This window comes from Nitrospirota bacterium (assembly GCA_015233895.1).
Classification (GTDB): Bacteria; Nitrospirota; Thermodesulfovibrionia; order Thermodesulfovibrionales; family Magnetobacteriaceae; genus Magnetomonas.
On the sequence record JADFXG010000001.1, the window covers coordinates 296812 to 322016 of the forward strand.

At 41.9% G+C, this 25205-nt stretch carries 24 protein-coding genes; 9 read left to right on the forward strand and 15 right to left on the reverse strand.

What is annotated here, in order from left to right; translation table 11 throughout:
- Positions 1-21: 21 nt before the first annotated feature.
- The 4 genes from HQK88_01285 to HQK88_01300 all read right to left on the reverse strand — a co-directional run bounded on the left by HQK88_01285 (position 22) and on the right by HQK88_01300 (position 7031).
- On the reverse strand, positions 22-3114 hold the full coding sequence (locus HQK88_01285) for a multidrug efflux RND transporter permease subunit (GenBank protein ID MBF0615429.1): 3093 nt from the start codon (positions 3112-3114) through the stop codon (positions 22-24).
- The gene (locus tag HQK88_01290) at positions 3114-4307 is read right to left on the reverse strand and encodes an MdtA/MuxA family multidrug efflux RND transporter periplasmic adaptor subunit (protein ID MBF0615430.1); all 1194 of its coding nucleotides are present in this window, start codon (positions 4305-4307) and stop codon (positions 3114-3116) included. The genes HQK88_01285 and HQK88_01290 overlap by 1 nt, the downstream gene beginning before the upstream one ends.
- Before the next feature lie 133 nt (positions 4308-4440).
- Positions 4441-5199: a tetratricopeptide repeat protein gene (locus HQK88_01295; GenBank protein ID MBF0615431.1), complete on the reverse strand. Its 759-nt coding sequence runs from the start codon at positions 5197-5199 to the stop codon at positions 4441-4443.
- Positions 5200-5207: 8 nt separating this feature from the next.
- Positions 5208-7031: a protein BatD gene (locus tag HQK88_01300; GenBank protein MBF0615432.1), complete on the reverse strand. Its 1824-nt coding sequence runs from the start codon at positions 7029-7031 to the stop codon at positions 5208-5210.
- Between the two features lie 126 nt (positions 7032-7157).
- Here HQK88_01300 and HQK88_01305 point away from each other — a divergent pair, with 126 nt between their 5' ends.
- The 3 genes from HQK88_01305 to HQK88_01315 all read left to right on the forward strand — a co-directional run bounded on the left by HQK88_01305 (position 7158) and on the right by HQK88_01315 (position 8983).
- Entirely contained in the window at positions 7158-7520 is a 363-nt protein-coding gene (locus tag HQK88_01305; GenBank protein MBF0615433.1) for a type II toxin-antitoxin system RelE/ParE family toxin, read from the forward strand.
- Entirely contained in the window at positions 7499-7819 is a 321-nt protein-coding gene (locus tag HQK88_01310; GenBank protein ID MBF0615434.1) for an XRE family transcriptional regulator, read from the forward strand. The genes HQK88_01305 and HQK88_01310 overlap by 22 nt, the downstream gene beginning before the upstream one ends.
- Before the next feature lie 165 nt (positions 7820-7984).
- Positions 7985-8983, forward strand: a complete 999-nt coding sequence (locus HQK88_01315; GenBank protein MBF0615435.1) for a hypothetical protein — start codon at positions 7985-7987, stop codon at positions 8981-8983.
- Positions 8984-9453: 470 nt separating this feature from the next.
- Here HQK88_01315 and HQK88_01320 read toward each other — a convergent pair whose 3' ends face one another.
- The 7 genes from HQK88_01320 to HQK88_01350 all read right to left on the reverse strand — a co-directional run bounded on the left by HQK88_01320 (position 9454) and on the right by HQK88_01350 (position 16641).
- Positions 9454-10299 (reverse strand): tetratricopeptide repeat protein, encoded by an 846-nt coding sequence (locus tag HQK88_01320; GenBank protein ID MBF0615436.1) that lies wholly within the window; start codon positions 10297-10299, stop codon positions 9454-9456.
- Positions 10280-11305 carry a VWA domain-containing protein gene (locus HQK88_01325; protein ID MBF0615437.1) on the reverse strand — a complete coding sequence of 342 codons (1026 nt, stop codon included), beginning with the start codon at positions 11303-11305 and terminating at the stop codon, positions 10280-10282. The genes HQK88_01320 and HQK88_01325 overlap by 20 nt, the downstream gene beginning before the upstream one ends.
- Complete coding sequence (locus tag HQK88_01330; protein ID MBF0615438.1) at positions 11302-12348, reverse strand: VWA domain-containing protein; 1047 nt, start codon at positions 12346-12348, stop codon at positions 11302-11304. Before HQK88_01330 ends, HQK88_01325 begins: the two co-directional genes overlap by 4 nt.
- On the reverse strand, positions 12348-13244 hold the full coding sequence (locus tag HQK88_01335; GenBank protein MBF0615439.1) for a hypothetical protein: 897 nt from the start codon (positions 13242-13244) through the stop codon (positions 12348-12350). Before HQK88_01335 ends, HQK88_01330 begins: the two co-directional genes overlap by 1 nt.
- 1 nt (position 13245) lies before the next feature.
- Positions 13246-14130, reverse strand: a complete 885-nt coding sequence (locus HQK88_01340; protein ID MBF0615440.1) for a DUF58 domain-containing protein — start codon at positions 14128-14130, stop codon at positions 13246-13248.
- 7 nt (positions 14131-14137) lie between these two features.
- Positions 14138-15133, reverse strand: coding sequence for a MoxR family ATPase (locus tag HQK88_01345; protein MBF0615441.1), 996 nt, complete (start codon positions 15131-15133; stop codon positions 14138-14140).
- A 137-nt stretch (positions 15134-15270) separates the two neighbouring features.
- A complete protein-coding gene (locus HQK88_01350; protein ID MBF0615442.1) occupies positions 15271-16641 on the reverse strand; it encodes a cobalamin-dependent protein in 1371 nt (456 codons plus the stop codon).
- A gap of 392 nt (positions 16642-17033) precedes the next feature.
- Between HQK88_01350 and HQK88_01355 the strand changes: the two genes are divergently transcribed.
- Both HQK88_01355 and rlmB read left to right on the forward strand, forming a co-directional pair.
- A complete protein-coding gene (locus HQK88_01355; protein ID MBF0615443.1) occupies positions 17034-17366 on the forward strand; it encodes a hypothetical protein in 333 nt (110 codons plus the stop codon).
- A 10-nt stretch (positions 17367-17376) separates the two neighbouring features.
- The gene (gene rlmB, locus HQK88_01360; GenBank protein ID MBF0615444.1) at positions 17377-18120 is read left to right on the forward strand and encodes a 23S rRNA (guanosine(2251)-2'-O)-methyltransferase RlmB; all 744 of its coding nucleotides are present in this window, start codon (positions 17377-17379) and stop codon (positions 18118-18120) included.
- A gap of 59 nt (positions 18121-18179) precedes the next feature.
- Here the strand turns inward: rlmB and HQK88_01365 are convergent, their stop codons facing one another.
- From HQK88_01365 to HQK88_01380, 4 genes are all read right to left on the reverse strand, one after another.
- Entirely contained in the window at positions 18180-18356 is a 177-nt protein-coding gene (locus HQK88_01365) for a hypothetical protein (protein ID MBF0615445.1), read from the reverse strand.
- 185 nt (positions 18357-18541) lie between these two features.
- Entirely contained in the window at positions 18542-18835 is a 294-nt protein-coding gene (gene hisE, locus HQK88_01370) for a phosphoribosyl-ATP diphosphatase (GenBank protein MBF0615446.1), read from the reverse strand.
- Positions 18816-19193 (reverse strand): phosphoribosyl-AMP cyclohydrolase, encoded by a 378-nt coding sequence (hisI, locus tag HQK88_01375; GenBank protein MBF0615447.1) that lies wholly within the window; start codon positions 19191-19193, stop codon positions 18816-18818. The genes hisE and hisI overlap by 20 nt, the downstream gene beginning before the upstream one ends.
- Positions 19183-19752, reverse strand: a complete 570-nt coding sequence (locus HQK88_01380) for a phosphatase PAP2 family protein (GenBank protein ID MBF0615448.1) — start codon at positions 19750-19752, stop codon at positions 19183-19185. Before HQK88_01380 ends, hisI begins: the two co-directional genes overlap by 11 nt.
- A gap of 154 nt (positions 19753-19906) precedes the next feature.
- Between HQK88_01380 and HQK88_01385 the strand changes: the two genes are divergently transcribed.
- The 4 genes from HQK88_01385 to HQK88_01400 are packed head-to-tail and all read left to right on the forward strand — an operon-like array spanning position 19907 to position 25199.
- A complete protein-coding gene (locus HQK88_01385) occupies positions 19907-20467 on the forward strand; it encodes a DUF4390 domain-containing protein (GenBank protein MBF0615449.1) in 561 nt (186 codons plus the stop codon).
- Complete coding sequence (locus tag HQK88_01390; GenBank protein ID MBF0615450.1) at positions 20464-22494, forward strand: HAMP domain-containing protein; 2031 nt, start codon at positions 20464-20466, stop codon at positions 22492-22494. Before HQK88_01385 ends, HQK88_01390 begins: the two co-directional genes overlap by 4 nt.
- A gap of 13 nt (positions 22495-22507) precedes the next feature.
- Positions 22508-23851 (forward strand): sigma-54-dependent Fis family transcriptional regulator, encoded by a 1344-nt coding sequence (locus HQK88_01395; GenBank protein ID MBF0615451.1) that lies wholly within the window; start codon positions 22508-22510, stop codon positions 23849-23851.
- 28 nt (positions 23852-23879) lie between these two features.
- Positions 23880-25199 (forward strand): M23 family metallopeptidase, encoded by a 1320-nt coding sequence (locus HQK88_01400; protein MBF0615452.1) that lies wholly within the window; start codon positions 23880-23882, stop codon positions 25197-25199.
- Positions 25200-25205: the final 6 nt, after the last annotated feature.

The following is a 25205-nucleotide window of genomic DNA, read 5'->3' on the forward strand; positions in this document are numbered from 1 at the left end:
TTCATCTGCGTCATCTGCGGATTAATCTTTTTCAGAGGTTTTCCTCAGCCCTTTCACTCGGTTGGATAATCTATCAAAAGCAAGATAGATAACCGGTGTCGTATAAAGGGTCAGAATTTGGCTGAGTATCAGTCCCCCTATTATTGTTATACCAAGAGGGCGTCTTAGCTCTGAGCCTGTGCTTCCGCCTAAAGCCAAAGGAAGCGCTCCAAGCAATGCTGACATTGTTGTCATCATTATAGGCCGGAACCTTAAAAGACACGCATCATAGATTGCCTCATCGGCGCTCTTACCATCCCGCCTCTGTCCCTCTAAAGCAAAATCCACCATCATGATACCGTTTTTCTTTACAATTCCAATAAGAAGGATTATCCCTATTACGGCTATCACATCCAAATCCATACGAAACATTAAAAGAGAGAGCACAGCTCCCACTCCGGCTGAAGGCAGAGTTGATAGAATCGTAACGGGATGAATGTAGCTTTCATAAAGAACGCCAAGCACAATATAGACTGTAATAAGAGCAGCCAAAATAAGCAGCGGCTCATTAGAAAGGGATGCTTTAAAGGCCTGAGCCGTGCCATAGAAGGCCCCGCGTATGCTTGCCGGAAAGTTCATACTCCGGGCGATTTCCTCGATAGCTTTAACAGCATCGCCCAGTGCTTTGCCCTGCGCCAGGTTGAATGATACCGTTGCCGAGGGAAACTGCCCCTGACGGTTAATAACAAGAGGTCCTGTAGTTTCCGATATTTTGGCTATTGAGCTAATCGGAACCTGCCCGCCGTTTATTCCGCGAATATATATATCATTTAGCCCAAGCACGTTTTCCCTGTAATTATCCTTGACAGCAAGTACTACCCTGTATTGGTTAAGTTCGGTAAAAATCGTAGAAATCTGCCTCTGTCCAAAAGCGTCATACAGGGTATCGTCAATTAACTGCGGCGTTATCCCGTACCGTGATGCGCTGTCACGGTTTATATCAATAAATAATCTCAGCCCGTCATTTTGCTGGTCGCTGCTTACGTCTCTTAACTCAGTGCGCTGCTGCAGGTTTTTAACTAAAGACGGGACAAGCGAATTTAATTCATTTATATTTGGGTCTTCTAAGGTATATTGAAACTGGGTAGCGCTTATTTTGGAATCTACCGTTAGGTCTTGCACGGGCTGCATAAAGAGGGTTATTCCCTGTGCGCTTTCTAATTTAGGCTTAAGACGGCGGATGATATCACTTGCGCTTATTTTCCGCTCGGCAAGCGGTTTTAGATTTATAAGAATCCGTCCGCTGTTTAGTGTGGTGTTAGTGCCGTCAACTCCTATAAATGAAGACAGGCTTTCCACCGCCGGGTCTTGTGCGATTATCTCTGAGAGTGCTTGCTGGCGCTTAGCCATCTCGGTAAACGATATGGATTGCGGAGCTTGTGAAATTCCCTGTATTACGCCTGTGTCCTGAATTGGGAAAAATCCCTTTGGAGTTACAATGTATAACAACACCGTAAGAAGGAGTGTAGAGACAGCAACGATGATTGTAAGATTCTGGTGTTTTAACACTATTTTAAGCGTTCTGCCATAGGCCGCTATAACTCTGTCAAAATAATCCTGAGTGGCATGATACAGTTTCCCATGTTCTGCCGCCGTGGTGTGTTTAAGAATTTTAGCGCACATCATAGGGGTCAGCGTAAGAGAGACCAATGCGGATAGAACAATCGTAACTCCAAGTGTCACTGCAAATTCTCTAAACAGGCGGCCTACAACATCTCCCATAAAAAGAAGTGGAATAAGCACGGCTACCAATGAGACGGTAAGAGAAATGATGGTAAATCCAATTTGTTCAGAGCCTTTAAGGGCAGCCTCAAGTGGCGACTCACCCTCCTCGACATACCGCGAGATGTTTTCAATCATAACTATTGCGTCATCCACGACAAATCCGGTAGATATTGTAAGGGCCATAAGAGACAGGTTATTTAAGCTAAAACCAATCAGATACATAATGCCAAAAGCTCCGGCAAGCGAAAGCGGCACCGCTACCCCAGGAATAACTGTGGCAGGTAGATTACGCAGAAAAACAAAAATCACCATAACAACTAAAACTATTGCCAGCACCAGCTCAAACTGAACGTCCTTGATTGACTGGCGAATCGTAGTGGTACGATCGGTCAGTACAGATACCTTAATGGATGAGGGCAGTGAGCTTGTAAGCTGTGGCATTAATTTTTTGATACGGTTAACAACCTCTATGACATTAGCGCCGGGCTGCCTTTGAATGTTTACAATTACGGCAGGCGATGTGTTCATCCATGCGGCTTGATTGATATTTTCAGCATCATCACCAATATCGGCAACATCAGAAAGATGAACCGGTGCGCCATTTTTGTAGGCAACAATAAGCGATTTATAATCTTTAGCGGAAAAAAGCTGATCATTAGCTCCTATAACGTAAGCCTGACGAGGGCCGTCAAAACTCCCCTTAGCCTGATTAACGTTAGCGGCAGCTACGGCAGCTCTTACATCTTCAAGAGTCAGCCCATAGGCAGCCAGGGCTGTGGGATTAGAGTGGATGCGGACGGCAGGCTTTTGGCCTCCGCTTATGCTAACAAGACCTACACCGGAAAGCTGTGAGATTTTCTGCACAAAGCGCGTTTCAGCCAAATCCTCCACCTCTGGAAGAGACATGGTGTCAGAGGTAAGCGCAAGTGTAATAACAGGAGCATCAGCCGGATTAACCTTGCTGTAAACAGGCGGATTAGGGAGATCTCTTGGCAGAAAATTAAAACCAGCATTGATTGCCGCCTGAACCTGCTGCTCTGCAACGTCAAGGTTTAAATCGAGACTGAACTGAAGTGTTATGACGGAGCTTCCGCCGGAGCTTGACGAGGTCATCTGAGTAAGCCCGGGCATCTGTCCAAATTGGCGCTCAAGCGGAGACGTGATTGATGAGGTGACAACCTCAGGGCTTGCGCCCGGGTAAAATGTGCGAACCTGAATCGTAGGATAATCAACCTGAGGGAGCGCCGAAACCGGTAATTGACGGTAGGCCACAGCACCGGCCAGCAGCACGGCTATCATAATGAGCGTGGTAGCCACGGGTCTCATGATGAAAAGACGTGAAATATTCATTACTTATGCTTTCGTGTGGTGTTATCTTGCTGAGATCTGAGCTGTACCTTCCCGCCGTCGGTTAGTCTGTCAGCACCGCTAACAACAACTAACTCGCCGGGAGCTAGTCCCTCTTCAACAGATGTTATGTCATTCTGGCTTTCACCAGCTTTAATCAATCGCACAGAGGCTGTGCTGTCATTCGCCTTTACAACATACACAAACATACCCTTTTGAGTACGCTGAATGGCGGCTGACGGCACAAGGACGGCATTGTGTTTAAGATCAAGAAGTAGTTTTATGTTAACAAACTGGTTAGGGAAAAGTTCGTTGTGTTCATTTGGAAATTTGGCTTTGAAGCGTACAGTTCCGGTGTTTATGTCTATTTGATTGTCAATAGTCAGAAGTTGTCCTGTAGCAAGTTTGCGGCTTTGCTGCCTGTCGTAAGCATCAACCACAATCGGAGCGCCTTTTTGTAACTTTTCTAGTGCACGGGGAATGTTGTCCTCGGCAATGGGAAACACCACAGAAATTGGCTTTAACTGAGTGACAACAACGATTGGGGTAGCATCGTTTGCGTGGATGATGTTTCCCGGGTCAACCTGTCTTAGTCCGACTCTACCACTTATCGGTGAAGTTACCTTAGAATAATCCAGTTGAAGCTTAGCATTATCAACCTGTCCTTTATCGGCTTTGATAGTGCCTTCATACTGTTTGACCAGCGCCTCCTGGGTGTCGAGCTGTTGTTTTGAGACGGAATCCTGCTTAAACAGTACCCTATATCTTTCCACATCAAGTTGTGAGTTTTTAAGCAGCGCCATATCCTTAGCTAACTGCCCTTCGGCCTGAGTCAACTGGATTTCAAAAGGCCGTGGGTCAATTACTGCTAAAACATCCCCTTTCTTAACCAATTGACCCTCTTCAAACAGAATTTTCATCAACTGGCCATCAACGCGGCTCTTTATGGCTACAGTGCTAAGCGGTATAACTGTGCCAAGACCGTTAAGATATGTTCCAATATCACCGGTTTTAACCTCAGCTACCTCAACAGGCGGAATCTGTGCCGGAAATTTAGAATTCTTACCGCCAGATGGTTTACCCTCTGTTTTTTTATCTGAATCAGCACCAAATACATAGACAGTCAGTGAGGCCAACAGGAACAACACCAACGATATGGTTATGCTGCGTTTCACCCTTGAGCGTGAATTTGTCAGTTTTTGATTTGTATTTTTAGTCAATGTATTTTCTTATGAACTCTTGTGAATTATACTCTATTAGAATTCTTTTTTCAATAGTTAGACACATCATAACAGAAAAAGGTTTAGCGTGTATTGCTACAAACTTACATTAAATTACGCCAATATCACTGATACGTACCCATCCTGTTTTACCATCAGACCGTTTAATTTTATACCACTCGTTGTTGACATCAACCACATCTGCCATCATTCCCTCGTACATGGTAAAAAAAACGGTTGCTTTCTCAAAAGGCTCATATCTGACGTCTGCTCTTTCAACTAACACTACTGCCTCTTTTAAGCTGATTCGCTCATAAAATACGTAAGACGACAAAAGAAACAAACACGTAGCTATCAATATTATCATGTTTGCATATTTTTTTATCTTCTCAAAGTAAATACTAATAGTAAGTATAGCCATAATAAAAACGTAGAGTAACAGCAGAAAAACAGTCAGCCCGTTTGTAGTAAAAATATCGAAAACCTTGTCTATGCGGCGCTCTATCCATGATTTAATATTTCCAATGCTTTGTCGGTTTTTTACTAAAGAATCGGCATACTCAGAGTTTGCCCTTAAATCGTTATCTGAGGGTATGAGTCTCTTTGCCTTTTCGTAATATAATATTGCATTGCCGATGTTGTTCTTTTTGATGTAACAGTTCCCCATGTTGTAGTACAGGTTGCCGCTTTCGTAGCCCTCTTTAACCAGTGTTTCGTATTGTTTCAGGGCATCATCGTATTTTCCGGAAACGTAAAATGCCGAAGCCTTTTTAAATACTTCTTCTGCACTATCAGCTGCCACCATCTGAGGCAGTATAGCTATGGCAATGATGAGCATTAGCAGAAATAATTTAAAGTGTCTTTTCATTCGTCTCACTAAAGCGTCCTTTCAGTTTTATCGATAAAATCTTCAAGGTGTTTAAAAATCCTTTCCATTTCAGAGCTGCTGTCAACTGAGCCGCCTTTAGCGTATCGCGCTAACTCGCATGCTCTTAGAATCTCTTTAAGCAACTGTGTTTCCACGCCTTTTTGCTCTAACAGAGCACAGATTTTCTCATCTGCTGCCTCACCCGGTGGCAGGTGGAGCTTATTACCCAGGTATTCATAAACGGTTTTGTGCACCGTGTTATAGAATTCCTCTTCTTTTCCAGTTTTAAGATACTCACGGGCTGCTCTTATTCCCTGCCGTGCCTGCTTAGGAGCCCTTAATCTCCTTACATATTGTATATCGTTACGCAGCCGCTTGCTCCTTTTTGCGTATATAAGCGCTAATATGTAGATTAACAGGGGCAAAAACCAGAGTGATAAAAACATAGGATTTCTGTAAAGCATCTGCTGCATGTCCGATATTTTAACAAGATTTCCGGGATGTTCCTTTATAAACACCACATCCTTTGCAAACACCTCTTTTTCAGTGGGAGCAGTGCCCTGAACTTTTGGCTGCTCCACGATTTTAGCCGCAGTTGCCGTAGCCGCTCCTGTCACATTTAATGGAAACGGCCCCTTTTTTACTGTCCTGTATGCTTTTTCATCCGGGTCAAAATACGAAAACACAACCTCAGGGATTTCCGTAATTGTGTTTGTCAGAGGTATAACCGCCTCCTCAAAACTCTTAGAGTTTTTATCCTGCTTAATCTGAGGTTCGTAGTATTTAAGACCGGTTTTCTCTTCAAGTTCCGGCTTTGTAATGGTGTTAATATTACCTTTTCCCGTATAGGTCACTTTTAAAGTAACCGGGTCTCCGGTTCTTACATTTTCGGGAGTGACGGAGGCATTCATTTCAAATTTACCGATTGCTCCACTAAATCCCTTCGGTTTTCCCTCCTCAGGCAGTGGCAGGACTTTGACGGCGACAGTCTCTGATTTTAATTTAACAGGCTCCGGCCTGACCGAAGAAAAAACATTGTTAAAGAAATCATCGTCAAACATCCCGCCGGGAGACATCCTCCGGTTTTCCTTTATCATGATGTTACAATCCAGTGAGGCAGGCCCAAGTTTCATAGAGCCACTTGCGGTGGCTGCAAAGGCAGTTGTTGTAAACTCCAGAGTTTCATAAGTTACTCCATTTATGTTTTCTGTGGTTTGAACTGGTTTTTCAAAAGAGCTGACTGAAACCCCATCACCAGTCACCTGTGGAAAGGTCACGTCACGTACTGCAATGTCTTTAACGTAAAGTTTAACCCTTACCGTGAATATTTCGTTTACATAAACTGATGTCTTAGATGGTTTCAGAGTTATAAATAGCCGGTCTTTCATGCCTCCGGTATCTTTAGATGCTCTCTTTTGCTGCTGAGTGTTAGCCGTCTGTGGCTGAGACGCTCCATTGTCTGTAACTGTTAAGGTTATAGCATTAGAAGAGTAAGTCTTACCTTCATATTGTGTGGAGAGCGGACCTATTTTAAACTCCCCTTTTTTCATCGGCACTAAAGAGTAGTTATAGGAAACCGCGCTTGACATAGCGCCGTTTATTATAGACATCTGAGTAGAGGATCCCATGTAGTTAACTGAGAAATCATCAATTTGTGGCGGATTAGGCTGCGGCACCCCCCTGTCTCCGGTAAATGTCAAACTTAACTGCGTACCCTCGCCTATTGAAAGTGTAGTTTTACCAACTGATAACTCAAATTTCAAATCGGCAGCATGCAATGCAGGAGCCGCTGTCAACAGTATTAATAACAACAGCACTGTCAGTTTTTTCATATCTTTAATATTATACAAAAAAATTGTGGAGTTTGAAAATATTTAGCATGAGCCGAATTAAAATCTTATATTACAGACTCATAGAAAGAGCTTGCAATTTGGTGATAAATATGTCAACATTCAGTAATGAGGGATACTCGGCTAATTTCGTGGATAAAAGCAGCACGAAGGGATTTTGAAGAATTTCCCAAATTCGTGCAGGTTGGTATAATGAGAGCGCTTACGATGGCAGCCGAGGGCGGCAAAGCGGACATAGCCAAGCCTTTTAAAGGTGTTGACGACGGTGTCTTTGAAATAGCACTTAAACATCGAGGGGAGGCCTTCCGCCTCCTCTATGCCATGAAAATTGACGTGAACATTTGGGTCATTCATGCCTTTCAGAAAAAATCAGAGTCGGGGGTCAAAACACCTCAAATGGAGGTTGACCTTATCAGAGAACGCTTAAAACGATTAAAGGAGGCTCTACAATGGAAGACGATTTCGAATTGATACACGGCAGCGGGAACGTGTTCCGCGACTTTGGACATCCTAACGCCAGCGTTGAACAGGCGCGTGCCATCATTGCGGCAAAAATCATCAGCATTCTGGACGAACGCAAGCTCACAACACGCGAGGCCGAAAGGCTTACAGACGTGTCTCATTCGGAGTTTTCGCGCATTCGAAATGCGCGGCTTGCGCGCTTTACTCTTGACCGGATGATTACGATTCTTGAAAAACTTGACGAAGATATTGAAGTGGATGTTACCTTCAAACCACGTCATTCTCTGCAACAAGGTGTGCACGCCTAAGGCGCGATGACCGAGCGACCGGCCTTGAGGTTAAAAATGTAGCTCTTTGAAGAGCGTGACGACCACCCATGTCACAAGGCGCGAAAAACTATTTTGACACTCTTATCCATTTCGATGTATATTGAGTATATGAATTTACTGAATTACATTCATGATAATGTAAAAATGAAATCAGAAGAAAACTTAAAGCGTCCGGTGGGAATCCTACAACTTGAAATAAATTCTGAGGACATATTCGATAGATCTAAAATCAGTTTTATACTTTTTAGTAGAGTTGAAGGCAAATTTTATTACAGACTAGAACGTGATGAATTGCTAAATATATGCTTTTATCATTCTTCTCCAGGCACTGATACAAGAGTGTCTTCTGTAAACATAGAACCATTAACAGGAAATGACAAGATAAATTGTACAATCTCTTGGCATCCAGATTCTATCTCATTAAAAATAGAAGGGCAAAATCCTAAACTTCTAAAACAAAGCACCGGTATAATCTCAGATAAGAAGTTTAGAGTTGATACAGATGGGAATTTAGTTCAAATAGGTGATGTTGGCGTAAGGACAATGAATGTTAACATAGTAGAAAATAGAAAGAGAACATTACAACCAACCGCTATTGATGCATGGAATAATACCATTGAAGGAATAAATATCCTAATAAGCGGTGAATCTAATAATCCTGAGACGGCTCATATTTATGATGTGGTTAATACAAACTTTATTATAGTGATGCTTGTGACTGGTTTTGAGACATACTGCAAAAAACGATTTATAGAGTTGGAAGAGGAAGGAATAATTGTAAGTATTGATAAATTATTTTATGAGTTCATATCAAATCGCGAGAGAGACAATGGTGCAGTTGAAAGAATTAAAACAGAAGCTAGTGCTAAAGGTATTTCACTGCTGAAAAAGCTTATCGAGGAAAATAGAATTGACTTCCAAAACTACGAAAGATGTAAAGATGCGTATAACAAAGGTTACAATATAGTATTTGGTAAAAGCCTAAATTTAAAAAACACTTTATTGGAACAGATTCAAACTAACATAAAATATAGACATAAAATAGTACATGTTTCTGCTATAGATGTTATCTTAGATCGAAACAAAGGGCTTGTGTTTGCTAATAAAGACTATGCCCAAAAAGCTATCGCTGCATTTACATAATTTATTAACAGTCTGCACAAGGCTACATTAAACTTACACATAATGAATTAGAGCTTCACTTCCGCTTTAGATAACAACCATACAACCGCAAATGCCTCAATAAAGTTGAGGAGTTTGTAACGATGCCAACACAGTTAGACGATAGAAGGCAACTTGAGACCGTTGCAAAATTCCCAAAATGGGGGAAAAGTATTTCCCAATTAATACCGAGTAGCAGCCTAAAATATAATAATGATGAGATTACCACGTCGCTATCGCTCCTCGTAATGACGGATAGGTACGCCCACGCACAGCCCACGTCGCTATCGCTCCTCGTAATGACGGATAGGTACGCCCACGCACAGCCCACGCCGTCATTGCGAACCACCGCAGGGGGTGTGGCAATCTCATCCTTTTTCTATAACATTTTGTTATATTTTTGAACTCAACTTTGGTGTTATAATATTTTTGCAACGGTCTCAAAATTGGTATTACCAGTCTTTTGTAACCTTTGGGTAGCCGCCTTTTTTCTCATCAGCCAAAGCACGTGGCAAACTGTCGTTTTCAAGGCCGTTTAGAAGTGTCTTAGCCTCTTCTTTTGACATTTGACGAGGTTGTTTACCCTTTTCACCCTGCTTATTGTCCTTGTCTTCAGACTTATTTTCCTGAGGTGATTTTGAGGCGTCATTTTTATCCTGTTTCTCATCGGATTTATCCTGTTGCTGCTGGTCTTTTTTGTCGTCTTGTTTGTTTTCGTCTTTATCTTTTTTATCTTTATCGCTCTTATCGTCTTTTTTGTCTTGATCCTTCTTATCATTTTTCTTGTCGTCTTTTTTAGTCTGCTGTTTTTGTTCTTTTAATTGACGGATTTTTTTAGTTACGAGTTCATAATTATATCTGGCATCCTTCTCTTTGTCGTCAAGTTCCAGTGCCCGTTTGTAATATTGCAGTGCCTCCTCATACGATGATATTGCCTCTGAGGGATTGGTTTTCTCTGTAGATTTTCCCATCATATAGTGGGTGTTACCAACGTTATAGTTAGAGCGCATCTCTAAGGATTTGTTTTTGCTTGTCAGCGATTTTGTAAAATGGTTTAACGCCTTCTGATAGTCGCCCTTTTTGTAATAAGCCGTGCCAGCATTATAATTGATAACGTCTGAGTCCGGAGTTTTTTTAAGTGCATCGTCATATTTCTTGATTGCCTCATCGTATTTACCACTTTTGTTAAGCGCATTGCCCTCTGATGCCGGATTATCAAAAATGGCTGCATTTGCAACAATAGGCATCATAATTAAAATTGCCGCCAAAACCGCTGCTTTAATTTTTGCGTTTTTCACGAATTCCTCTATTAATCAATGCCTCTATTATTAGCAAAATCAAAGCTGCGGCAAGCGGATACTGGAATTTCTCATTGTAACGCCTTTCCATTTTATCCTCTGTCGCAAAATTTTTACCGCTCGCGATTTTTTCCTCATAGATGAGATCAAGTCCAAGATCAGCACCGGTTGCCTTTATATAGGCTCCTCCTGTGGCAAGTGCAATTTTTTCAAGCGTGCCCTCATCCAGCCGGGACTTTACAATGTTGCCGTTTTCGTCTTTTAAGAAACTTACTCCGCCTTTTTCATCGGTTATCTGAATCAGTTCACCTTCTGCGGTTCCAATCCCTACCGCATATATTTTAATCCCTGCGGCTTTTGCCCTCTCGGCAGCCTCTACTGTACCGCCCTCAAGGTCCTCGCCATCGGTTATCAAAATCAGTGATTTCATTTTTGTGCTCTTTTCCTCACCGCTTATGCTGTAAACCTTTATCGCCTCGTCAATTGCGCTTGCAATGTCAGTGCCTCCAACAGGAACAGATTTCACATTGAGGTCGTTTAAGGCAAGCAAAAACCCGTTATAATCGGCCGTAAGCGGAGCAAACAGAAACGCACGACCTGCAAATCCGATAAGCCCCACACGATCGCCTTTTAGTTTTTTAAGCAAACCCTCAACGGCAAGCTTTGAGCGCAGCAGCCTGTTGGGTTTGACATCGGCAGCAAGCATACTTTTTGAGACATCAACTGCTATCAACACATCTGAGCCCCCTCGTTTTACCCCCTCCAGATGAAAACCAAACTGCGGCCTCATCAGTGCAACTATACAAAGAAAAATGGAAATTATAATCAGAATAGCTTTTACATAAACCCGCCTGTAACTTAATCCCTGGGTTATATCTTTTAGCAGCTCAGACGTAGCAAAGCCGTTAAGTGCCCTCTTTCTGCTTTTAAATGCAAGCGCATAAAATATCGCCACAACAACAACGCCCCACAACAGATGCACTAACTGATAATTTCCAAATCTCATGGCATTGTCCTTAAAAATGTATTTTTTAACAATACCTCAAGCAATAACAAAAAAAGCGCCGGTATCAGAAAAAAGTGAAAATACTCCTTATAGTCAAAAAACCTCTTCTCTTCAAAACTGGTTTTTTCGAGTTTATCTATTTCGGTATAGATTTTCTTAAGCGATGCAAAATCCGTCGCCCTGAAGTATTGCCCTCCGGTTAGTTTTGCAATTGCAGTCAGAGTTTCGTCATCAACATCACTTCGAATCTGTTGATAGACGGTGTTACCAAAGGGGTCTTTCATTGGATACGGAACTGGGCCTTTTGAGCCAGCGCCAACCGTATAAACTTTGATATTAAGAGCTCGCGCCGCCTCGGCTGCCATCATAGGAGAGATAGTGCCGGTGTTGTTAATGCCATCGGTAAGAAGGATAACGACCTTTGATAAGGATTTTGTGTCTTTAACTCTGTTTACTGCGGCTGCCAGTGCATTTCCAATAGCAGTGCCGTCTTCAATCATTCCAATTTTCAGCCTGTCCATATTTTCAAGCAAATAGGTATAGTCTGTCGTAAGCGGACTTGCCGTGTATGGACGGGAGGCGAAGGCTACCATCGCTATGCGGTCGCCATTACGGTTTTTTATAAAATCCCGCACTACCTCCTTCACAGCATCCAGACGGTTCTGGCGTTTACCTTTAATGGAGAAATCCTCGGCAAACATACTCGTGGATAAATCCACGGCAAGCGCTATGTCTATCCCTTTAGTCTCAACCGTGGTCATATCAAGCCGCTGTTGTGGCCTTGCCAGTGCCAAACACAACAAAATCACAGCGATTATTCTTAAAATCACGATGTACTTGACCGCTATTGTCCTAAATGCCGGTGTAATACCGGCAAAAAGAGTGAGTGTGGAAAACCTGACACTGGGAACAGATGTTTTTCGCTCCTTTATGATGAGTAATGCTACAAGAAGCGGTATTAAAATGAGCACAATCGGATCTTTAAACATGAAATCAGAAATCGGATGCGTTTTAAAAATCAAAAAATGCTTAATAAAATCCATCATAACACTTGCGTCTCCCGCGTTTGATCTACAAACTGTTTAGCTGCGGCAAAGCTCATCTCTATCTCGTCTGTTGTCGGCCCGTACTTAGCGAATTTAACCATATCGGAGCGGTTTAGAAAATCCCTCAGTAATGCCTTGTGAGCATCTGTAAGCTCTGTTGAGTCCTTTACCATGGCAAGAAACTCAATGGTAGTCATTTCCGGGGCTTTAAGGAAAAATCTGTTTTCTATATACGTTCTTACAATTAAGGATAGCTCTGTGAAGTAGTCCTTTATTAACCCCTCCTTAATGAGGTTTTTCTCATGAAGTTTTTGTAAAGCCTGATATGCTATTTCATGAGGGCGCAAAGGCGGCGGAAGTTTTTTTCTCAAGAGTCCCCGCCGTTTTATCAAATAATAAATCAACGCCGCAAGTGCTAACGCAATCAGCACTCCGGCAGCAATCCATGTGTAAACAGGTTTCCATTCGAAATCCTCAGGGCCCTTAATGTCGGCAATTTCTGTTGCATTATCGGGCAACTGCGTTATTATCTTGATGTGTACCGGAGGAGTCTTGACCTCTTTCTGAACCCCACCATCTTTATATTTTAGCGTATAGGCCGGAATCGTATATTGTCCAACGGTAAACCCTCTCATCACGTACCATTTGGAATATTTTTTAGTAAATATACCGCTTGTATTAGTGCCACTGTTTACAACCGTCAGGTTATCAACACTTTCTCCAACATCTGGAAACACAACATCCACAGCGTTTTTTATAGAAATTGTGTAAGTAAATTTCTCGCCAATTGCTACCGACTCTTTGCTTACCGAGGCAGCAGGCTCAGTCACCGTGGCAGCAAAACCGTTTGCCGTAATGAGAACGAAAAATATGGATAAAATTAATCTTATCACATTAATAATGGCTTAATTTCCACTCTCTCATTTTGAAAAATCTAATCAATGTTTTTAAATAATGCACATCCGTGGTTATATCAACGTGGTCAATATTACACGAGCGAAACATTTTTTTGCGTTGGTTAAATATTTTTGAGGCGTTTTCTTTGTATTCGCTTCTTACTCTTTTGTTTGATGTATCAACAAGAAAAATCTCTCCGGATTCTGCATCCTCAAGCGTAATCATTCCGGAATTGGGCAGTTCCAGTTCAATCGGATCGGTAAGTGTTACGGCTATAACGTCGTGTCTTTTATTGGCAACGGCGAGGGCTTTTTCGTATTTTTGGGCGTGAAAATCAGAGACTATAAACACAACTGCCTTTCTGTGAATAATCTTATTGAGATATTCTAAAGCCGAGGCGATGTCAGTGCCTTTACCAGTCGGCTCAAGGTAGAGGGATTCACGTACTACTCTGAGGATATGCTTAATTCCTTTAGCTGGCGGAAGGAACTTTTCCACTTTATCGGTAAAGGCGATAAGTCCCACCTTGTCGTTATTTTTATTGGCAGAAAGTGCCAGCACAGCACAAAGTTCGGCGGCAAGGCTGCGCTTAAGTCTGTTAACTGTGGCAAAGGAGCACGAGCGAGAAAGATCAAGGAGAAACATAATTGTAAGCTGCCGCTCCTCAACAAACTTTTTAATAAATGGCTCTCCCATTCTTGCCGTCACATTCCAGTCAATGGAGCGGATGTCATCCCCGGCAACATACTGTCGCACCTCGTCAAACTCCATCCCCATGCCTTTAAACACACTCCGGTAGTGGCCGGTAAAGAAGTCGGCAGCCATTTTGCGGGTCTTTAACTCCACCCTGCGGATGTTTTTAATTACCTCTGCTGTCAGCATATCGGCTCTAAGGGACAGCCACCTCTTCGAAAATACGGCGTACTATATCGTCAGAGGTTACATTTTCTGCCTCTGCCTCGTAGCTAACAATGACACGGTGGCGTAAGACATCGTGCCCAATGGACTTAACATCCTGCGGAGTTACGAACCCTCTGCCCTGCATAAATGCAGCGGCTTTTGAAGCAAGTGCCAGATAAATTGTAGCTCGCGGAGATGCCCCATATTGGATTAAGCCAGAAAGATCGGAAAGTTTATAGTCTTGCGGTTTGCGTGTTGCAAAAACTATATCAACGATGTATTTTTCTATTTTTTCATCCATATAAATTTCATCTATAACCTTCTGGGCATCTGTGATTTCCTTAGGGGTAACAACGGTTGAAGCGGTGACATCAGGAGAGGTAAAAGCCATGAGTTTGAGGATTTTATGTTCCTCAGCGTGGCTTGGATAAGTGATTTTAACTTTCAGCATAAAGCGGTCAGTTTGAGCCTCAGGCAGAGGATATGTGCCCTCCTGTTCAATGGGATTTTGTGTGGCAAGCACCAGAAACGGCTCGTTGAGCTTATAGGTGTTATCACCGATAGTGACCTGCCGCTCCTGCATAGCCTCAAGGAGCGCGCTTTGCACTTTAGCCGGAGCGCGGTTTATCTCGTCAGCAAGTATGATGTTAGAAAAAACCGGCCCCTGTTTAGTTGTAAATGTCCCCTCTTTAGGGTTATACACCTGAGTGCCGATGATATCGGCAGGGAGCAAATCCGGCGTAAACTGGATACGTTTGAATCCGGTATTTATGGCCTTTGCAAGGGCTTTAACGGCAGTGGTCTTAGCAAGCCCCGGCACTCCTTCTAAAAGCACATGGCCATTAGCCAGAATTCCAATTAGTAACCGCTCAAGGAGCTCCCTCTGCCCTACGATTACTTTTTCCAGTTCCGACAAAAGCAGGGTTACAAAGGCACTTTCCTTTTTGACTTTCTCATTAATTGCCATGATGTCCTTATCGGCCATCTTTTTGACCTCCCGTATATTAAAAGTGTTGTCTTGAAACCTATCGTTTTTTTATTTTACAGCTTTGTAAAATTTTTTTCAAAGCAAAAAATTATAATAATTACTGTGGGAGTAATTGTTAAGCCAACTGAGTCTATTTAGATCCTATGTAGTTTACTCTGAATCAGCAGTGAAAGGGAGGGCAAAATGGCTTTAAGGCGTTGAATTCCACCTCTGCCAAAAAGGCTTTTAAAGTACTCAAACAGTATGTGTGGTCTCATATAAAATCTGGTGTACATCTCCTTTTGTTTTTCAAGGAGAATCTCCTTTGTTAATCCTGCTGGAACAAACACAGGGCGCCAGTAGTTAAACTGCGACCAGTCTGTTGTATCCAAAGAGCCGTACTTGTGTGCCTCTGCGTACTGTGGTGAGCCGGGAATAGGTGTGTTTATTGTTACCACTACCGCATCAAGCGGAATGCTCAGGGAAAACTCTATGGTCTTATTCATCGTCTCAAGTGTCTCAAGAGGATGCCCTATTATAAAAAATCCTTTGGTTTTAATCTTGAGCGTACGGCACCATCCGATTACCTGCCGGGTTTTTTCAAGCGATATATCTTTTTTTATCACCTTCAGTATTTCCTCATCACCGGACTCTATCCCAAATGCTATGTTCCAGCAACCATTGTCTCTCAAAAACTTTAGGAATTCAAAATCAACATTATTTATTCTTGCCATACACGTCCAATGGAAAAATAATCCCGACTTCTGTATCAAAGCAAACAAGTCGTATATGCGCTGCTTATTGACTAAAAACGTGTCGTCAACAAAGGCTATTTCCCGAATCCGGTATTTTTCCCATAAGTACATAATTTCGTCAAAGACGTTTTGTGCAGAACGCTTCCTGTACATTCTGCCAAATATGTTTTTATCACAAAATGTGCACCCGCTTGGACAACCGCGGGAGGTTATCATGTTCACCACCGGAAGGGTTTTATAGTTAGAAGGCGGAGGTTTATAGAGATTGATATCGGAAATCAGGTCAAAGGCAGGATATGGCAGGGTATCGAGGTCTTGTATGTATTCCCTTCGGCCAGTGTTTAAGAGTTTTCCGTTTGTGTCACGATACACTATGCCTTTTATATCAGCCACAGGTCTGCCCTCATACAGTGCGTTTAAAAGCTCAAGAACCGTTGCCTCGCCCTCACCCACCACCCCGTAGTCAAACGCTTCAAAGGACATTGCATGTTCATAATTTGAGGTGACATGAGGACCGCCTAAGATAATCAAAACATCGGGAAATTTCTCCTTTATCAGTCTGGCTGTAGTTAGTGCCCTGTGAAAGGCAACCGTTGTTGAGCTTATTCCAACAAAGCCGGGAGCAAAGTCTCTGATTTCTTTGATTATATCATCCTCGGTAAGTTTGAGCGCCTCGGCATCCGTTACGGCTGCCACAAACCCTTGTGTGCGAAGGTACGCCGCTATGTAGTATATCCCCAGAGGGATTTGCTCTCCCCCTACACTTCCCACCTTTGAGGAGTACCTCTCCATTTTTGTTATGGGAGGGTACAGTAAATAGAATTTCTTTTCTTTTGACATCGCTTAATTATAAACGAAAAGGCAGAAAAAAAAGAAAGATTATATTGTATTTATAAAATGTTATTGTTTTGGAACGCAACTTTGGTGCTAAATTGACTTAATAGCTTGACTTATTGATGTAGTAAAATAATAAACTATTAGTTATAATACCAAATTGTAGTCAGAAGCATAACGAGGCGGCAAGGAAAAAGTGACGCAGGCGTACTTTTAGTACGTTGAGGAGCTTTTGACGTATGCCAACGAAGTTAGGCGATTGAATGCGGCTTGGTATAAGTGCAAGAGTAAACCGATATGTATTATGAGAACAAAATGGAGGGAAATGAATGGAACTTGATGTAACTATTGGCAGTAACTCACTTGGAATTGACATAGAAAATCCGTATAAATTCGATACTCGGGCAGCTACGGATAAGATAGTGCGTTTTGGGCAGGACAACGGAGAGGACATTTCAGCGCTCAGGATAGATACCTTGATAACCAAAATGATAAAAGGTGTAGCCGGGTGTGAGCATGGCTGCCCATCGGATGCTAAAGGATTTGTAAGCCGTGGGTATGGCCATTTTAAACTTGAGTACATAGACGGAGGAATCATATCTGCTGTGCATGAGCTAAATAATGGTAAATCCATAACATTAAAACTTTTCCCGGGATTTTAACTCTAAAATTATGGCCAAACGGTGGATTTATGGAATTAATCCGGTTTTTGAGGCATTAACTACTAAGCAGCACATACAGGCTGTGTATATAACAAAGGGGTGGAAACGTGACAGGGCAGAGTTGTTGTCGCTTGCAGGCCGGGCTAAGGTTAATGTGGAGGAGGCAGGGAAGGAGTTTTTCGATAAATTTCACGGGCAGACGCATCAGGGAATATGCGCACTATTAAGCGAAAAACAGAGGTTATTCTCAGTTGAGGAGCTCTTTCAATCCGCTGTTAATCCGCTGTTTGTGATTCTTGACGGAATAGAGGACCCAAGAAATTTCGGTGCAATTCTAAGAACATCCGAGATAGCAGGTGCTAGTGGCGTTATTTTTCAAACTCACAGAAGTGCCGGACTCTCTCCCTTAGTGGATAAGACGTCAAGTGGGGCGTCTTTTTACATCCCTATGGCTACAGTTCCAAATATTAAAAACTCTATGCGATACCTTAAAGACAATGGCGTTACCGTATATGGCGCCGACGCTGCCTCGGAACATTCACTATGGAGCGTTGATTTAACCGGACCGGCAGCATTTGTGTTTGGCTCTGAGGGCACAGGACTTAGAAAGACGGTCTCTGAGCAATGTGACATACTTGTTAAAATTCCTGTCTATGGCTCAGTTAACTCCCTTAATGTATCCGTCTCTGCCGGCATTTTTCTGTTTGAATGTAAAAGACAGAGAGAGTACATGAAGTCTGAGCATAAAAGTTAACAGCCTCATCTTACGATGCTATGCATCGTAAGATGAGGAGTGTGCATTCGGCATAATGGTTAAGCACAAAGCGCAAGCCCAGTCCCATGGCACGATGGACATTCCTTCTCTGGTTCGGTCATGCAATCCTCGAGTTCGTCATCAGGTTTATTCGCTCTCCATTCCATGTTGCATACGGTTTCACCAGGAATTGTCTTTTTCCCCTTACATTCAGGGCAAATAGTTTTAGCGTCCATAATGTTTCCCTCCTTACCTTTATAAGCGGGTTAACAATAATAACAAACGCATCCTATACTCTAATTATATAAGAAAACACATTCAACTGTAAACACTTGACATTACCAGTCGGATAAGGCTACAGCACCAGAAATTTATTAGTTACCACTCGATTTGACAAAGGGCATTAATTATAACCGGTTGGTTACTCAGGATTTCTCTCTCTGCGGCTTAGCTCGCAATAAACGTCCTCAGGTGTTATATCCTCATTGGCCATAAAGACCAGGATATGATAAAAGAGATCGGCTAATTCATAGATAACCCGGTTTTTATCGTTTTCATAAGCTGCTAAAATAGTCTCAACCGCCTCCTCGCCAAGTTTTTTCAAAATCCCAACTCGCCCTGCCTCTAATAGTTTACAGGTGTATGAGCCGGACACAGGAACGGCTTTTCTGCTTAAAATCACTTCATACAGCGCATCAAGTACTCTTTTTTCCATAGACATCCTCCTCAGAAAAGGTTTTTCCTGAGACCTCTATGCCGTCAATGTTTCTGTAAAAGCAGGTTCTGTGTCCGGTGTGGCAGGCCCCTGGGCCATGCTGCTTAGCCTTTATTACAAGCGTATCACCATCACAGTCTATCAAAATCTCCTTAACCTCCTGCACATGTCCGGAGCTTTCCCCTTTTTTCCAAAATTTTTGTCGCGAGCGAGACCAAAAATGTGTGTATCCGCTTCGGATTGTCTCCTTAAGCGATTGCTCGTTCATGTACGCCATCATTAAAACCTCGCCATTGTCTGCATCCTGAACTATCGCCGGAATCAGCCCGTTGCTGTCATATTTAATACTAATGTCCATTTAATACCCCCTTTGAGTTTTTATTATCCTTTAAGTAATACAAAACTATATTTGCCACAACCACACCAACAAAAGCCCCCGCCACTACATCCGAGGGAAAGTGTGACCCTGTCTTTACCCTGTGAAACGCGCTAAAGACGGCATACATATATGCAGGGATTCGAAACTTTGGGAAATAGTGTGTCATTAGCACGGCTATCGTAAAAGCCAGCACGGTGTGGCCGGACGGAAAAGAGTCGTAATCGCCGTTAAGTGTGGGACCTAATGCTGTGAAAGTCTCTGCCACCCGTGGACGACCCCGTCCCACCAGGTGTTTGATTGCCTGCACTGCTAAACCGCTTGCAGTCAAAGCAATCAGGGAGATTTTCCCGGGTACATAAAGCTCCTTGAACCGGTACCTGCCAAGTATTAAAATTAAAACCGCTGCCGTAAATTGCGGCACTCCATGAAATATGAAGTTAAGGAAAGGAGTGATTTTGTTATATAAAGAACACAAAGGCATATGGTTTTGAAAAAAACCAGCAATAACGCTTCTTATCAGGACATCGTTATTAGCCATAATATAAACCGCAGGGATAGCTAAAATGACACATATGCAGGCTGTCCGCATTTCAGGCTGCTTAAAAAAACCATATTCTGCTTTAGAACTTTTCAACTTTCCTATGCCGTTTATGTTAAAATACCCTCTCTACAGAATTAAGAGGAAAACTCCTATGAACAGACTGCTTTTAAGTATAACAGTTGCCGCTCTCTGTGTAACACTCGCTCCCTGCCGGGTGGCGGCACAGGAGATAACCAGGCTGGAGGTAAATGTCTCCGGCGGTACGGTAAAGACAAGTTTAACACTTTCTCTGGATGAAAGCCAAATAAAACTTATCGGCGAGGGTCTTCAAAAAGAAATCGTCTTCTATATAGATATATTCAGAAAGTGGAATCTCTGGCCGGATGAGTTTATAAAGGGTAAGAAAATCTACAGGACGCTAATGGCTAATCCGGTAAAGGGTGAGTATAAGGTCATTTCCATTGAGGGCAACACTATTTTAGAGAAACGGTTTAATTCTTTTGATTCGATGATTAAGTGGGCTTTAAGTATTAAAGAGACAACACTTGTCACAGAAACTCTGTCAGCGGATAGCTCATATTTTGTGAGGGTTATGGTTGAGTCTGTTAAACAAAAACCTCAACAAATGCTTGGTTACGTTTTCTTTTTTGTTGATGACAGGGATTTTAAGATAAAAAAAGACTCTGAAATGTTCACACCAGTGGTTAAATGAAATACCTAAAGCTGATTTTACTTATATTAGCTATTATATTAGTTATAGCTGTATGGGTTTACTTTGATTTGACTTTTGTAAAAACTGATTTCAAAACAGCCTCAAAGTTCATTGCTGCTTTTAATATTGCCATAATAGCCATCCTGACACTTGTCTTTTTTGCTACTAAAAATCTAATTAAGCTCTTAATGGAAAAGAGAAATAAAATTGTCGGCTACAAGTTTAAGACTAAGCTTGTCATAATCCTTGTAGGAATAACTCTTTTACCGTCAATTATGTTATTTATAATTTCAAGTGGTCTTGTTACAAGCTACGTTGACAAGTGGTTTGTTCCTCTTGTCAGTAAGCCGATAGAGGATTCCCTTGCGCTTTCTGCAAAAATTTACGTTCTTTTAAGGAAAGAAACTCTGGAAAGCGCCTTTAAGCTCAAAAATTCAATGCCGATAGACAATAAGTACACATATGTTGTGTTAACAAAAAATGAATCTCATGAGCTCTCCGAGGCACAAAAGGATGCCCTTAACGGCAATAGTGCCGTAGAGGTTATAACTCAGGGAGATACTGACATTATACGAGCCTCCGTTCCAATTTATAGATACGGGCAGGTGGTAAAAGTGTTAAGCGTCTCTCAGGTGGTTCCCCAGGAGATAAGTATGCGTGTTGGAGAGATTCAAAAAGCTAACGAAAACTACATGGCCCTAAGAGAGTTCAGGGTGCCGCTTAAAGCAAACTATCTTATAATTTTAGGTTTTTTTACCCTTCTTATCATGTTTCTTGCCCTGTGGATAGCACTGCGTATATCTCGCAGCATTACCACACCAATTCAGAACCTGCTTAAGGCCACTGCTAATGTCTCGCTTGGAGATTTTAACACAGTGGTTGAAACACAACAACCTGATGACGAAATTGGAATGCTCATAAGCTCCTTTAATACCATGATTGAAAAAATCAAAAATACCGAACTTTCCCTTCACAACGCCTATCTTGAATCGGAAAGAAGACGTTTGAGTTTTGAAAATATCGTAAATAATATAAACTCAGGGGTTATCTCTCTTGATGTGGACAGCTCTGTGATAACCATTAACGACGTTGCCTGCAACATTCTGGGTATAAACGCACGGGATGTTATTAACCGCCACTATGCTGAGGTTACAAAAAACATAAAGTCTAATGAATTTGAGAAATTCATAAAAGATATCAATCTGTATAATTTTCACAGTAAAAAAGACCAGATACGAGTATCAATAAACGGCAGAGGCATTGTGCTGCGCGTCTTTATAGTGCAACTGAAAGACGACACTAAAAACCCCGTAGGCCTTCTTGTAGTGTTTGACGACCTGACAGAGCTGATAAGGGCAGAAAAGGCCCTTGCATGGCAAGATGTGGCAAAACGTCTTACACATGAAATAAAAAACCCCCTTACTCCTATTAAACTTTCCGCCGAACGGATGCTAAAAAGATGGAACTCAGGAGATCCTAAATTTGGTGAAATCTTAAAAAAATCTACCTCCATAATTATCAGAGAGGTTGATGGCATTCAAAAACTTGTAAACGAATTTTCACGTCTTGGTAAAATGCCCGACATTGAGCTTTCTGTAACACACCTTAAGCCACTGATTAACGAGGTTATCGAGTTGTACAGAGAGTATGAAAAACTTGAGATAATCTTACACTATAACACCCGCATAGATGAACTACTTATTGATGCCGATAATTTCAAACGAGTACTAATAAATATTTTTGATAATGCCGTGCAGGCCATTGATGAAAATGGTACAATAACTGTGTCAGTAAGTGAGGATGCGACAACCAGTAACATAATAATAGAGATTTCAGACACAGGTGAGGGCATAAGAGAAGAGGATAAGGATAAACTGTTTCAACCGTATTTTTCACGGCGAAAAAACGGTACCGGGCTTGGGCTTGCAATAGCCCACAGGATTATCACTGAACATAAGGGTATGATTTCAGTTTTGGACAACAACCCTAAGGGTTCTACATTCAAAATAGAATTACCATGCTTTTAAACAGGTGGAGGATATGGGCAATTTTACAGTAGTTTTAATTGATGACGAAAAGAGTATAAGAGAGACGCTTTCAGAGATTTTTGAGGATGAGGGATTTACTGTAATAAAGTTTGAAACTGGTGAGGAGGGCTTAGAGTATATTGAAAAGTCACCGCCTGATGTAATATTTCTTGACCTGTGGCTTCCCGGCATAGACGGCCTTGAGGTGCTTCAGAAAATAAAACAAATTAACTCAGTGCTGCCAGTTATAATAATATCGGGACACGGTAAAATTGACCAGGCAGTAAAAGCCACCAAACTCGGTGCTTATGATTTCCTTGAAAAACCCCTGTCACTGGAACGTGTGCTGCTGACTGCTAAAAACGCAATAGAAAAAAAGGAACTTCAGGTACAAAACGAAACTCTCAAAAAGGATATGATTCAAAAACATACTATGGTGGGCGAATCAAGGGCAATAGTTGATCTAAAAAAGGAAATAGAAATAGCCGGTAAGAGCAATGCACGGGTGTTGATAATGGGAGAAAGTGGTGTAGGAAAAGAGCTTGTAGCAAGAAATCTCCACTACCAAAGTGACAGGGCAAACAGAGCATTTGTTGAGGTTAATTGTGTTGCCATTCCTCAGGAACTTATAGAAAGTGAGCTTTTTGGCCACGAGAAGGGTTCCTTTACGGGAGCCTTTGAAAAGAAAAAAGGTAAGTTTGAGCTTGCAAACGAGGGCACCCTGTTTCTTGATGAAATCGGTGATATGTCTATGACTACACAGGCAAAACTGCTGAGAATCATAGAGACTCAGGAGTTTCAGAGAGTGGGCGGCAGTAAAAACATTAAGGTGGACGTACGAATCATTGCTGCAACAAATAAGGACCTCCAAAAAGAAGTTAAACAGGGAAAATTCCGCGAAGATCTTTTTTTCCGCCTTAATGTTATCCCTGTTATAGTGCCTCCCCTCAGGGAACGGAAAGATGACCTGCCAATGCTTATAGAGCACTTTATGAGCTCCTTTGCTGCCGAGTATGCGCGCCCCCTGAGAGCTATAAGCCCTGAAGCCATGAACACTCTTCTTGCCCACGACTGGCCTGGTAACGTAAGAGAACTAAAAAACACTCTTGAACGGCTTTTCATAATGACTCAATCAAAAGTTATAACAGCAAACGATATATCCGTAGGCGACTCTCCTCAAAAAGACTACTTTGCTTATGAGACACTCAGAGAGGCCCGTGACTCCTTTGAAAAGGACTACATAATCAGACAATTGGTCAAACACAAGTGGAATGTATCTAAAACCGCTGAAACTCTTCAAATTGAGAGAAGCAACCTTCACAGAAAAATCAAAGGTTATGATATAGATATCCCATAACAAATTATAACTAAAGGAGCAAAATGAAATGTTTAGAAATGAAAAAAGTTCAGGCTTAATAAGGTTCACTTACTACGGATTGGGCATAGTTATTGCCGCTCTTGTAATTTTTCTGCTTTATACGTTAATAAGCTCTAAACCTCCGGTAATCTCAGGACTGGACGGATTAGCAAAACTCCCGCGCAAAAAAGATGTTCCAATTAAAATAGATTGTAAATCCACTATAAAATCTGTTTCAATCACTATATCACAGGGTGACAACACTAAAGCACAAGAGATTCTTTCAGATAACCCCGGGAAAAAAACAGCTGATTACCTTCTTAAAATAGAGCCAGTAAAACTATCACTTAAGGACGGCACAGCTCAAATAAAAGTTATCATAAAAAGCGGATTATTTACAAAGACCGAAAAAATGTTTGAAACGGTTATTGACACAATCCCACCGATTATCGCAGTGCTTGATTCCACATACATTTCCGATCAAGGTTCTGCTACAGCAGTGTTAATAGAGGCCTCCGGAGCAGATTCTGTTTATGTTAAAATCGGCGATAAAACATATCCTGCAGTAAATTCTATTTTTAAAAACAAAAACCACTACTTCTGTATTTATCCGCTTGATGTTGACTACAATGGCACTGTTCCTTTAACTGCTGTAGCAGAAGACAATGCCGGAAATATGGTTATGACACCAATTAAAACCATATTTAAGCCCACAGTTTATAGAAAAGACATTATCAAAATATCTGATGATTTTATAAAACGTCAGGTCTATCCACTCCTTGGAATTACAGAAGGAGAGATGCCTCCTGTGGATGCCTTTATAAAACTTAACGAGGGCTGGAGAAAAGATAATGAAGCTAAAATACAGGAAATATCAGCTAAGAGCGTAAGTGAGATTCTTTGGCAGGGCGCCTTTATTCAAATGAAAAACACAAAAGTGTTTGCCCATTTTGGAGATATCCGCTCATACGAATACGGGGGAAAGATAATAAGCGGCAGCCGTCACATGGGATATGATCTTGCCTCTTTAGCTAACTCACCGGTTCCAGCCGCTAACTCAGGCATTGTGCAATTTGCGGGCAATCTCGGAATCTACGGCAATGCAATAATAATTGACCACGGTCTGGGGCTTATGAGTCTTTATGGACATCTTTCTGCAATTATGGTAAAGGAAGGGGACAAAGTAGTCAAAGGCGGTATAATTGCTAAAAGCGGAATGACCGGGTTTGCCGGAGGTGACCACCTCCACTTTGCAATTATATGCCACGGCGTATATGTTAGTCCGGTTCAGTGGTGGGATAAACTGTGGATAGATAAACGGATTTCCCTCGTTCTCAATAAGGGTTGAGAATCA